11 protein-coding genes are annotated in these 11,974 nt (G+C 70.1%); all 11 read right to left on the bottom strand.

Annotation, left to right across the window (positions count from 1 at the left end; translation table 11 throughout):
• Positions 1–84: 84 nt before the first annotated feature.
• A complete protein-coding gene (locus tag ACZ4MU_RS30480) occupies positions 85–969 on the bottom strand; it encodes a type II secretion system F family protein (protein ID WP_467882679.1) in 885 nt (294 codons plus the stop codon).
• On the bottom strand, positions 966–1,913 hold the full coding sequence (locus tag ACZ4MU_RS30475; RefSeq protein ID WP_467882677.1) for a type II secretion system F family protein: 948 nt from the start codon (positions 1,911–1,913) through the stop codon (positions 966–968). Before ACZ4MU_RS30475 ends, ACZ4MU_RS30480 begins: the two co-directional genes overlap by 4 nt.
• Positions 1,910–3,397, bottom strand: a complete 1,488-nt coding sequence (locus ACZ4MU_RS30470; protein WP_467882675.1) for a CpaF family protein — start codon at positions 3,395–3,397, stop codon at positions 1,910–1,912. Before ACZ4MU_RS30470 ends, ACZ4MU_RS30475 begins: the two co-directional genes overlap by 4 nt.
• A complete protein-coding gene (locus tag ACZ4MU_RS30465) occupies positions 3,387–4,214 on the bottom strand; it encodes a hypothetical protein (protein WP_467882673.1) in 828 nt (275 codons plus the stop codon). The genes ACZ4MU_RS30470 and ACZ4MU_RS30465 overlap by 11 nt, the downstream gene beginning before the upstream one ends.
• Positions 4,214–4,804, bottom strand: a complete 591-nt coding sequence (locus ACZ4MU_RS30460; protein ID WP_467882842.1) for an SAF domain-containing protein — start codon at positions 4,802–4,804, stop codon at positions 4,214–4,216. Before ACZ4MU_RS30460 ends, ACZ4MU_RS30465 begins: the two co-directional genes overlap by 1 nt.
• A gap of 138 nt (positions 4,805–4,942) precedes the next feature.
• A complete protein-coding gene (locus ACZ4MU_RS30455; protein ID WP_467882671.1) occupies positions 4,943–5,842 on the bottom strand; it encodes an ATP/GTP-binding protein in 900 nt (299 codons plus the stop codon).
• Complete coding sequence (locus tag ACZ4MU_RS30450) at positions 5,788–6,387, bottom strand: hypothetical protein (RefSeq protein WP_467882668.1); 600 nt, start codon at positions 6,385–6,387, stop codon at positions 5,788–5,790. The genes ACZ4MU_RS30455 and ACZ4MU_RS30450 overlap by 55 nt, the downstream gene beginning before the upstream one ends.
• A gap of 321 nt (positions 6,388–6,708) precedes the next feature.
• Complete coding sequence (locus ACZ4MU_RS30445; protein ID WP_467882665.1) at positions 6,709–7,623, bottom strand: replication-relaxation family protein; 915 nt, start codon at positions 7,621–7,623, stop codon at positions 6,709–6,711.
• Positions 7,620–10,235 (bottom strand): ATP/GTP-binding protein, encoded by a 2,616-nt coding sequence (locus tag ACZ4MU_RS30440; RefSeq protein WP_467882663.1) that lies wholly within the window; start codon positions 10,233–10,235, stop codon positions 7,620–7,622. Before ACZ4MU_RS30440 ends, ACZ4MU_RS30445 begins: the two co-directional genes overlap by 4 nt.
• On the bottom strand, positions 10,211–10,852 hold the full coding sequence (locus tag ACZ4MU_RS30435; RefSeq protein WP_467882661.1) for a hypothetical protein: 642 nt from the start codon (positions 10,850–10,852) through the stop codon (positions 10,211–10,213). Before ACZ4MU_RS30435 ends, ACZ4MU_RS30440 begins: the two co-directional genes overlap by 25 nt.
• Complete coding sequence (locus ACZ4MU_RS30430) at positions 10,849–11,958, bottom strand: C40 family peptidase (protein ID WP_467882659.1); 1,110 nt, start codon at positions 11,956–11,958, stop codon at positions 10,849–10,851. The genes ACZ4MU_RS30435 and ACZ4MU_RS30430 overlap by 4 nt, the downstream gene beginning before the upstream one ends.
• Positions 11,959–11,974: the final 16 nt, after the last annotated feature.

Below are 11,974 nucleotides of genomic sequence, written 5' to 3'. Positions count from 1 at the left end.
CCGGGTCACAGCACGGCGCGTGCGGGCTGCGGTGTACCTCATGTTCTTGACCTCTCTGGAGCGTTGTACGAGTCGTGGTTGGTCTCAGACGGTCAGCATGCGGATCACTGCGGGGAAGGCCATCAAGAGCATGACCAAGACGGCGAGCAGGGCTCCGGGCGCGGTCATCTTCTCGCTGGCCGTGTTCGCTTCGGCGGCCTGATCGGCCAGCAACTCGGCGTTGAGCGCCGCGGTACGGGCCCGGAGGGCCTTGTAGACGGCGGCGCCGTCGGTGGCTGAGCCGCGCATGATGTCGGCGACGTCATCCAGGACGGGCAGGTCGTACTCGTGGGCGAGTTCCGTGAGCGCTTGATATGGCGGGATCTTCTCCAGCCGGGCCCGGCGCAGCGCGCCTTGAAGATAGAGGAAGGGCCAGCCCTCGCCGACCTCGGCGGCCTTCTCCAGCGCCTCGGCGGGGCCGGCGTCCGCGGCCCGCTTGAGGGCGACCAGGTCGAGATAGGCGGACAGGGCGTGCGCGAACTCCTCCCTCGCCCGCTTGGCCTGGTCGCGCACGGCGAGATCGGGCGTGATGAACAGCAGGCCGGCGATGATGAGCCCGACGACCGAAGGCACGTAGAACGGCAGGCCCACGCCAGCGATGAGCCACGGAATCGTCGCGATCACCGGGCAGAGCAGACCCAGAGCAGCGAACGCGACCTTCTTCAGCATGAACTGGCCGGGCCCCTGCCCGAGCAGGGCCAGGTTCACGGTGGGGACCTTCACGCCCGGGAGCCGCTCGAGGCGGGCCAGCAGCCACCGGCCCCACACCTCGTCGCGGTCCAGCTCCCGCTCGGGCATCGTCAACGTAGCCGGGGTACTGCGCCTGAGGGCCGGGCCCAGCGCGGGCTGGGGCTGCAGGAATTCCCGGATCAGCAAGGCGAAGCCGGCACCGACGGTGCCGCCGGATACAACAACGGGGAGCAGGTTCACGACGCGGCTCCTTCCGGTTCGCGTGCGGTGATCGGCGGGTCCGGCGCGGGCGCGGGCAGCCGGACGGTGCTGGCCGGGTCGGTGACCAGGAAGCGCGGGATGCGCCGGAAGTTACCGAGCTGCCGCATCAGGGCGAGGACGCCGATGAAGGCGGTCGTCAGGAAGGCCAGCACGAGCTGTCCCAGCAGCGTGGAGTACGGCTTGGTGTAGGACGGCACGAAGAACCCGGCCACCACGACGCCCACGGTGATGATGGTCATCCACCGCACGGTCGTCCTGGGCTTGGCGCGGTCCGCCTCGATGGCTCGCTTCTTGGCGACCTCTTCGCGAACGGTGCCCGACAGATCCTCCAGTGCCTGCGCCAGGCCCGGGCCGCGGTCGTTGACCGACAGAATGAGGGCGGCGACCACCTTGTCCGCGGTGACATCGTCCAGTTCCTCGGCGAACGCGCGCAGCGCTCCGTCCGGCCGCCACCCCAGGCGCAGCCGATCGGACAGGTTGATGATCTGCGGGGCGAGTTCGTCCGGCGCCCCCTGACGGCTGGTGATCATCGCCTGCTCCAGGCCCATGCCGAGGCGCAGCAGCCCCGCCAGCCGCTGCGTCCACTCGCTCAGCGCCTCCAGCTGGCCGATGCGGTCCTGTGCCATCTGCGCCGGGCTGATCAGCCAGGGCACGCCGATGACGGCCGCGCCGAGCAGCACACCCCCGACGAAGTTCCCCGAGACCAGCCACACGGCCACGAAGACCACGACGGACGCGACCATGAGGGTCCGCCGCCGCATCCGTGCGTCCTCGCTCTGGTTGTTCCCCCCGCGCAAGCCTGCCTGCCAGCGCTGGAGCAGCGGGGCCCGGCGCGGCGCAGTCGTGCCTACGGCACCCGCCACGACGCCGATCAGGCCGCCGACCACAGCCATCCCGGACAACAGCGCCCACACAAGGATCATCGGCCCGCCCCCACCTTCAGCGGCAGCGGCGCCGACCAGGCACCAGACGGCTCCTGCAGGAGGCTGGAGTCGAAGCCGACGCGGCGCAGGTCATCGATGCAGCCCGGGTCCATCCGCGGCACCGCCCGCAGCTCCCCCCACTCGCGGCCGGGGGAGAAGACCTCATTGGTGGCGGGCCGGCCGTTCTCGCCGATCCCGGTCAGTTCCAGGACGTGGGAGACGTAGCGGTGGCGGCGGCCGCCGATTTGCGTCTCGTCCGTCATGTCGACGTACACGATGAAGTCCAGACCGTTGGCAGTCTGCCGGTAGGCCAGCTGCTCGGAGAGGTTCTCCTGGGCGAGCGCGTACAGCTCGGCGATCCGGTCGAAGATGATGTCCGGGCGCCGGGCGTGGATGGTGCACAGGTTGCCGCCAGAGCCGTTGGTCAACGCCTGCATCATGGCGACGACTTCGGGGCCGCGGACCTCGCCGACCACGATCCGCTCCAGCGACATCCGCAGCGCGGGATGCATGAGGTCCAACAGCGAGACCTCGCCGGCGCCGCGGCCGGTGACGTCCTTCTCCCCGTTGGACTCCCGCCCAATCAGGGACACGACCTGCCTGTGATAGCCGTTTTGGTGGGCGAACAGTTCGTCCTCGGTCTGGATGGTCGCGAACCGGCACTCCGGGTCGAACTCCTTCAGCATCGCCCGCATCAAGGTCGTTTTCCCGGCCTTCTGCTTCCCCGCGATCATGATGTTCTTCTCGGCGCGCACGGCGGCGCCGAGGAACTGGCGCAGGATCGGGTCGATCGTGCCCAGCCGCACCAGGTCGTCAAGATCCGCGTGGGAGACCCGGTGCCGGCGGATGACCGCATAGGTCATCGGCCCAAGCCCCGTGATGGCCTGGAGGCGGGAGCCGTCCTGCAGGGACAGCGCGAGGGTAGGGTTCGCGGTCGAGATGGTGCGCTCGCTATGCCCAGATCCTCGGGCCAGCTCACGCAGCAGCTCCAGCAGTTCTTCTTCCGAGTCCGCGATCGGGCCGACCCGGCGGCGTTCGCCGTCGCCGTAGTCGAGCCACACCTCGTGCGGGCCCTGGATGATGATGTCCTCAACCCGGTCATCGTCCAGGTACGGCTGGAGCCGGCCAGCCCGGAAGAGGAGGTCATACACGGCGCGGCGCAGCGCCTCATCCTCCTGCGGCGTCATCGCCTGGGCATCCGACCACAGCGCGACCGCCTCAGCGATCCAGGTCAGGCAACGCTGCTCTTCACTGGCCCGGTCCATGGCGGGCTTCGTTTTGATCAGTTCCTCGCGCTGCTTGGCGACCTGGGACGCGATGTCCCGGGCCACCCGGTAGTCGACGTTGATCTGCGGAACCGCCGTACCGAGCGCCTGCGAACTGGAGGCAGTACCAGCAACGGCCGGTACTGCGTTGATCTGCTGCCCCCGCTCCTGGGGCACCGGTGCCACCGAGGGGTCGTGGTGCAGAGGCCTAGCGCGCATGGGTTACCTCCCCGCCTGCAGCACGGGCACCGCGGGGATCGAGCCGGGCCCGGCGCATGGCAGCCCGCTGGACCAGCAGCGTGCTGCTGGTGCGGGCGGCCTTCATCAGCGGCGACTTGGGGAAGTGGCGCGGCTGTTCGGCGCCGTCGGACAGCACGCCGGCGTCCTTCGGCGCGTACGGCAGCGTGGCGATCACCGGCACCTGCAGCACGCGCTGTACCTCGCCCGCGGGATACGGACCCTCGTTGATCATCAGCACGCTGACGTCGCCGACGCGCTCCTGCAGCGCGCGCACCCGGCCCTCTGCTGCTTGCAGGCAGCGAAGGGTATTGCGGACGACCACAAACGTGGCGTCGGCCTGGTCGGCCAGTACGCCGGAGGGCCCGTAGGCCCCGCGGCGTCCGAGGTCGATGAGGACGTCGTGGCCGCTCTCGGCCTCGATGCCGCGGAACATCTGCGCGAGGACCTGCCAGACCTGACCCAGGCTCGCCGACTGCGAGGCATCGGTGATGCCGGGAAGCAGCAGCCGGTCGCGCGGGGAGTCCTGCTTGCCGTCCTCACTGCTGAGGTCGATCAGCTGCCGCCAGAAGGCTTCGCTGAACTCGCCCTTGCGGGCGGCGACCGAGAGGTTGCGCAAGCCGTAGCGGTCGCCGAGCGTGCCCTGCAGCAGCCCGTGCAGCACGGCTCCGCCATCTGGGTCGCACTCGGCCAGGATCATCCGTCGGCCCGCCGGAAGCGGCCACGACAGCAGCAGTGCCAGGGCGCTCGTGGTCACTCCGGGCGCGCCGCTGCACCCGGCGAGGGCGATGACGGCCATCAGCTACCGTCCGGGGCAGCGAGGACCAGGCGCAGGGTGCCGGTCGCCTCCCACGCGGCGGCCTTGGGGCCCTCGGTGGCGGAGGTGGCCACGTCGACGACCACGATCCCGGTGCCGGGGGCGGCGCCGGAGGCTCGCACGACCCGACCGTCGATGGTCCGCGGCGCGGCGTCGGACGTCTTGCCGGTGTCCGTCGTTCCCTGGGCCGGGACGTGCACCAGCTGCACCTTCTGTCCCGGCACGAGAGCGGTGGCCGGGATCTGCTTGGGTTCCAGGCCGATCGGCACCAGTTGCTCGCCGGCCTTCACCAGGTTTTCCTTCGTCACCTGCGACGGGGCGAGCAGGGAGCCGGGCTTGAGCTCCACGGCTGCCCGCTTGCCCACCACCGATTTCAGGCTGTCGGCGCGTACCGCCTTGACGGCCGGGTCCAGGGCGACGGAGGCCTTGCCCAGGTCGTTCTCGGTGAGGACCTGGCCGACCTGCACATCGCGAACCACGGTGACCACGTCCGTGCGGTTGCCGACCTGCAGGAGCAGGACGGCAACTCCGGCGCCACCGGCGGCGATCAGCGCCACAGACAAGGCGATGATCCCCGGCCGCCGTCTGCGCGCCGACACCCGCGGCGGGGCCACCGGCCCGGCAGCCCGTCCCTGCTGGGGAACTCCGTTCGAGCGGACGGTATCTGCACGTTCTTGGGTCTTGCTCACCGTTCTGTCCTTCCGGCTGCGTTACCTGACGACCTGTACTTCGCCGACCGCCACCTGCACGTCGGTCTGCCTGACCTCGGTGAGCTGGCCGGCCTGTCCGCCGCCCTGCCAGTTGATCGTCCACGTCGAGGTCGCGGTCACCGGGAACTTGCCACTCTGTGCACGGGCTGAGGTTTTGGAGTACAGGTGTCCGCACGTGGGGGACTGGGCCATGCCCTGGGAGGAGGCGTAGGGCGTGCCGGGGCCGTTGCAGGTCACGGTAGAGCCGTCGCCCATCGCCCACACGATCCTCGACACCTTCGCGGTCGCGGTGACGGTGACCCCGCCTGCCGTGGCCGACGCGGTGTTCGGTCCATAGGTCGTGGCGCTCTGGTTGACCCACATCCACATCGGGACGCCCACCGTGTATTTCCCGGCCGCGCGCGGGCTGGCGATGTCCGGACCGAGCAGGGTCATGGAGTCCACGGCACGCTGAGCCAGCACCCGCGGATCGACCTGCGGTGCCGGAGGCTGCCCCAGGGGCGCGACAACGAAGCCGTCCGGGTTGTCCTGGCCGCCGTCCGTGCACCCGTAGAAGTACACGTCGTTCTTCGTGGGGTCGGCGCCCTTCCACCCCGGCCACGCGGCGGGAGGCTTCGGATCGACCTTCTGGTACGTGCACTCCGCCTTGCTGTCGCCCTTCCCGCCGCCGCCTTGTGAGCCACCCGCCTGCCCGCCGCTGCCGCCGGTTTCTTCACCAACACCGACATCGACGCAGAACTTGATGACCTGGCACTTGCCCGCACCGACGTCCGGATCATCGTCGGCTTGCGCGATCCCTGCTGAGGCCAGTGCAAAGAGGCCGATCAGTGCAGCGAGGCGGCGGGCTAGCAGGCTTGCTCTTGAGCGGTCAGCTTTGTGACCATCCACGTCTTCCCCCACTTTTCAAGCGTTGCGGTGCTGACGTATTTGATGAGCCGCGTCGTGGGCAGCGGGACCGGCTTCTTCGAGACCTTGTCGATCAGGATCCAGTGCGTCGTGTCGATGCAGTCCGTGACCGTGGCCGTGGGGATCTTGGCGTCGCTCACCTTCACGACCTTTGGACTGATCACCGGCTTTCCCGTGGTGACCTGCCCGGCCTTCCGCATGACCTCGAGGTCGTGCTCGATATCGAACAGCGCGCGCAAGGTGGTGTTCTTCTTCAGATCGGTGCCTGCGTCGGAGGCCTTGCTGTAGGCCTCGACCTGCGCGTCCCAGGAACTGTTGTACGCCGCAAGGGCAGCGGCGCCCTCCGCGCCCGCAGCGGCGCTGACGGACGGCGAGACAGCAGCGGGAGTAGTGCTGGGCGTCGACGACGGCGCGTCCGAGTCGCTGTCGCTGCAGCTGGCCAGCGTCAGCAGGGCGCCGGCAACGAGCAGAGCGGTTACGTGCCTCCGGGCGCGAACCGCAGCGCTGAGGCCCGATGAACGTGGTCGTGCAGCTGTCACGTTGACTCCCCGTGCGACGCGATGCGATGGGCCGGTGCAGCCGGCCTTCGGCATCCGTGGGCCTGCAACCGCGGCCCGTTCCAGCCAAGGCGGTCCGTTTGCGTGACCGCAAGATTACGCATATGCCAGCCCCATTCCCAGCTTGATATTGAAGTCCCCTCGTACAACTCGGGGCGTATCTGGTCACTTCCGCCATTGGATGTCGACTTGTAGCTCCGTGCCTTTGCTGCGCCGGGTCGGATCGACTGTGCACGTCCGCTGCGCGCACGAAGGAGATACCGACGCGTCGGTTCTTCGGGGTGGTGACGCCGGCGATGGGTGTCACAGCTGGGTCCACGGCCGTGAACCACCGCCCGTCAGTGGTACCCAGACCTCACTCGTGGGCCCCTGCTCTTCGAGGTCGTCCAGGATCGCGGCGCCCATCGGCACCTGTCGGGCCAGCGCGTCCACCAATGGGTGCTGGGCGGCCATGGCCTGCAGGTCACTGATCCGGTGGTCCAGGACGTACCGGGAGGCGCCGGTCAGGACGAACAACACCCTGGGGAACAGGGGGTACCAGCGCAGCCACACCGCCCCGAGAGCGGCTTGCGGCCGTGAGCGGGGCCGGCCGACGGGCTGCGGCTCGTAGGACCACAGCCGGGCGTACTCGATCAGCTTGGAGGCGAGCCGCTCACTGCCCATGGTCGCCCGGTCGACTTCGACGAACGCCCGCAGCTTGGTGCGCTCCTCACCCTCGATGAGGGTGTAGTGCATGACCGCGTCTGCGATGACCCGTTCGCCGTCGCTCAGCGGGTGGGCGACCTCCGGTGTCCAGTCCAGGTGGCCGTGCTCGTCGCCCCGCTCACGGGCGTCGGCGACGAACGCGAGGTGGGTGCGGAGCACCGTCAGAGTGTGGGGCGTCTTCAGGGAGGCTGCTGTGGCTGAGCTGATGGGGTAGGCGGGACGGCCGCGCAGGGCGGGGAAGTCCCGGGTCAGCCGGGCACCTTCGCTCGTCAGGTACCAGGCGCGGGACCGGTTGGACTGCGGCAGCACGGTGTAGTCCACCAGGCCGTCGCGGCGCAGCTGGTTCAGCGGCGCGGAGACGGTCTGCCGTGCTGCGCCGGGCCGCAGCAGGTCGTGGAGCTGATGCGTAGTGGCCATCCGGTGCTGGCCGAGCACGGCCAGGAGCTGATGCGGCAGCGGTTCGACCGGGCTGGGCTTATGGGCGGAGGGCCTGGTCTCGAAGGCGGTGCTCACTTGTAGCCCTTCTTCTGTAGATGGACGGCTGACGTGGAGGAGTGCTGGGTGAGGAAGTCGTGGACGCGGGGGAGCTGGTTTTCAGCCCGGTCGGTGAGCTGGTCCAGCGGGGCGGCGCCTGCGGTGGCTCGGGCGGCGCGCTCCAGTGCGGCGGCCTGGCCTGGGCGGGCGTAGTCGGCGAACACCTCGTCGAGGTGGGGGCCGGTGATCCGGACGGGACCGACACGGCGGCCCTCCACGGTCAGCGACATGTAGTGATCGAAGCGGTCCAGGGCGGCCACGACGTCCGGGCCGGGGCGGTCGCCCCACTCCGCGGTGATCGGGGCGATGGCGGACTGCGAGCCCGCAGTCGACGCCAAGCTCGAGGCGTTCTGCACCAGCGACAGCCTCACTGGCATGGGAAGGCGGCCCAGCAGCTGGGTCATCCCGTGGACGTGAACACGGTATTTGCGGAAGTCCTCGAACATCGCGGCGATCGTCTCGGGGGCGGCGCCGGTGAGGGTGATCAGCTCGTCGAAGTAGGCGCGGAATGGCACCCGCTGGTCTTCGGGGGTGTCGCGGCGCGAGCGGACCGCCCGCAGCAGATCCCGGGCCAGCAGCGCGGTGATGAGCCGGTCGGTGGGCCCGTTCCCGCCCGGGCACACCCACACGATCATCCGTGAGTCCATTGCGGCCCGGATGTTGTAGACGCCGGCGGGCTGTCCGAGGAAGGCCCGGGTGACGGGGTTGGCAGCGAGGCGGGCGATCGGGTTGAGGACGACGGCGAACGCGTCGGTGGGGAGCGTCGGGAACACTGTCCGCCACCACGAGCGGGTCTCCTCGTCCAGGCGCGTCTCCACCGCGGTGAGCGCCGCCGTACGGAAGACCGGGTCGGTCAGCAGAGACCGCAGGTGAAAGACGGTGGTCTGATCCTCGGGCCGCCCGGCCTGGCAGGCGGCCTGGTTGACAGCCACCAGCACCGCAAGCGCCGCGGTGAAGATGGTCAGCGCACGAGGGGCGCTGGCGTCGTCCCAGCCGAGAACGGACGCGTAAGCGTCGGCGGTCGCCTCGACTACTTCGTGCGCGACCTGGCCCTGGTGCATGCCGATCGGGTTCCAGCAACCGAGCTGCGGAGATGGGCCGTTGGCGTTGAGGTCGATGAGCGCGATCCGCTCCATGAGGTGGTCGTGGGCGAGGAACGGCAGGGCACGCGGCCACGAGTCGCGGTGCGGGTCGACGAACATCAGCCCGCCGGCAGCATGCGCCCAGCCGATCGCCTGGGCGAGGGCGCGCTCTGTCTTGCCGCCGCCCGCCTTGCCCACCCCGACCTCGAACAGCGTCTCTTTGGCGTAGGTGGCGACCAGGCGCCGGCGGCCGTCCGGGCTGCGGTAGATCCCCTGCAGCAACAGCTCGGGATCCCCGTGCGTGAACGTCGGCAGGTCGCCGGCAAGCAGCGGCATGCGGCAGTGCGCCGTGGGCGGCTTGAGCAGGCCGGTCAGCTCTTCCAGGCGGGCCCAGTTCGGACGGGGGGGCTGGCATTGCCCCAGAGCCCAGCGGCGTTCGAAGCCGCGGCGGCTGGGCCAGCGGTCCGCCCCGAACCGCCAGGGGCCTACCCGCCAGCCTCGCATCGCCCAGCGCGAACCGCCGCCGAACACATCCAGGGCGGCCTGGAGCTGCGCAAGCCTGGCCTGGGCGCGGCCCTCGGTGTTGGACGCGCACATCACCAGCAGCTGCACCCGCACCAGGTGGTCGTCCTCGGCGAGTTTGCCCAGTGCCTCCTGCGGGTCCACCCGGCGTGGGACGGGCGGCATGACCAGTCGGCGCCCGCCTGCGCCCTTGCCGGTTGCCAGTTGCTGCAGTTGCCAGGTGAGCGAGTCCTCGATGCTGGTGGCGTCCTGCCGTACCCACCGGGCGGCGCGCTGGGCCTCTTGTCGCTCCGCGCGACGTGCGTTGCTCATCAGCTGCCACCGGCGTGCCCGCAGTTCCCACTTGGGGGCGCGCTGGATGTCGAGCCGGATTTCGGCGAGATCCCCCAGTTCGGCCCGCAGGTCCGAGACGGCGTCGACCAGCGGCTGCAACGGGTCGGGGTCCAACGGGACCTCGCGCAGGGGTGCGGTCGGCTTACCCCGCAGGATGAACTCCGCCCGCACCACGTGGGTGCGGGGCTTGTCGGCGAGGGGACGAGCCCGGTTCACGGTGACAGCCGGACCGAACGGCGTGATCGACAGCAGGCGTTCGCCGCCTGCTGGTCCTTCGATGCGGTAGCGCAGCGGGCTGGAGCCGTCGGCGCGCAGTCTGACCTGCACCGCCTTCGACCGGCGCGGCGCCCACCACGGCATGCTCGTCGAGGCCCGGGCGAGCTGAACGCCTCGGCGGAAGATCTCCTCCAGACCAGGGTCGAAGTGCCGCGAGGGTACGAGCTCCAGTGCCATGCGTTCAGCTGAGGCCTTGCGTGCCAGGCGGCGCACCACTGCCTCGCCCCCGGCCCAGACCGCGACGGCGGCGAGAGCCGCAGCCCACCAGTAGGTGATCAACCAGCCTGCGGCATGGACGATGCCGAGGACGAGGCTGAGCAACTGCCCGGATGCCAATGCGGAGCTCTGCCCGGTTACGAACGGGGCTGCGGAGTCCACGTGGACGCCTCCTTCTGTGTGGTGCTACGGGCGAAGTGCCAGTCGGTAATACGGCCGTCGGCGAAGGTGCCGCCGCGGTCGGTGCCGGCCCACACCAGGTGCACCACGGCCTTGTCCGGGCTGCCATCGCGACGCGCGATCACCGCCTGGATCCGGAACCGGGCGCTGGCGAACGCTGGTGCGAGGCCCGGCGAGGCGGGGAAAAGCGCAGGCCACTGCGCGCGGCCGATCCCGGTAGCGTCGGCGCGCAGGAGGGCGCGTCCTGCGGCCAGCAGTTCGCGTGCATCGCTGTCGGGAAGATCGGAGGGCCACGCGGCCTCCAACGCCCGCTGGACGGCCGTGTCGCTGGCCGTGCCGTCGCCGTGCGGCGGCAGTGCGAACTCATCGGCCGCCGGTGTCAACGGGGTGGGCGCCGAAGCCGGCGCACCGCGGGCCGGCGCGTCCGTAGTCGCAGAAGAGGCCTGAGGTGAGGGATCTGTGGTGGCGGGAGCAGCGGGGGATGCCGCCGGTGCCAGTGGCTGCTGACCCTGAGGAAGGCCGAGCAGGGCGACGCCGGCGACGGCGAGCACGGCTGTGCTCAGCACCAGCAGACGAGAAGAACGCGGTGTGGCGGTCACAGCAGCCGGGCACCTCCCGCGTAGCCGGACATGGCGGTGACCGCGTCCAGGCGTACCACGGTCCCCGGGCGGGCCGCGTTGACCATCTGCCCGCCGCCCACATAGATCCCGACGTGGTAGATCGTCGCGTCGCGGCCGGGAGCGTAGGCGTAGAAGACCAGGTCCCCGGGGCGCAGTGCGCTGGTGCCCAGGCTTGCGGAGATCCGCTTGCCCACCGCGGCCTGTCCGGCTGCGGTGCGTGGAAGGCGCATCCCCACCCTGGCATAGGCATACAGGGTGAGCCCGGAGCAGTCGAAGCCCTTGATGCCGGTGCCGCTTTTGCCGCTGGGAGTGCAGCAGATCCCGTAGGTGGGGCCGCCGGCATCGCCGCCGCCCCAGGAGTACGGCACCCCCTTCTGGGCGAGTGCGGCCTCGATGACGGTGCGGACCGTGCCGGTCAGGTGGTTCGTCGCTGGGCCGGTGGCGGCCGCGGTGTACTGGTCGATCCAGCCCAGCACCTCGCTCACGTACGTGGTGGAGTGGTTGTACTGCAAGATTGCCGCCTGGAGCTGTGAGCGCTGCGTCAGATCGCGCCCGTTGCCACAGAGATAGAGCGCGGCACCGAAGGCGGCGTCGTCTGCGTTGTGCGGATCAGCCGTCCCGTCGCCATTGGCGTCCTTGCCTGTCGACTCCCAGGTGGAGGGCAGGAACTGGAAGGGCCCGACGGCGCGCTCGCCGCCTGCGGTGCCATCCCACCTGCCGCCATCGGTATCGGGAACGGGGGTGATGTTGCCGCCCTGCCCGGAGCCGTTGAGGAGTACCCCGTAGATCTTCGGGCGGATGTCGCCGTTGTCGGCGATGTTCCTGCCCATAGCGTGGTTGGACTCGATCTTGGCGATCCCGGCGAGGACGGGCCAGCGCATGCCCTGACACTTCGGCGCGTCCTTCCCGACCTGCTGGACGGCCCTCTTGTAGGCGGCCAACATCCGGGGAGGGATGTCAGCGGCGCTGCCCCCTTCGGTGATCCCGCCGTCATCCTGCGCACCCGTCCTCAGCGCGACGTAGGCGCTGAGCGCCTGTCCCGTCGGTACGGCACAGCACACTGCGGCGAACATCAGCAGCGCCACCAGACATCCCCACCGC

This window comes from Streptomyces sp. NPDC026377 (assembly GCF_055567715.1).
Note: the sequence above shows the minus strand (reverse complement) of the source record. Positions and strands in the feature narration are given on the sequence as shown.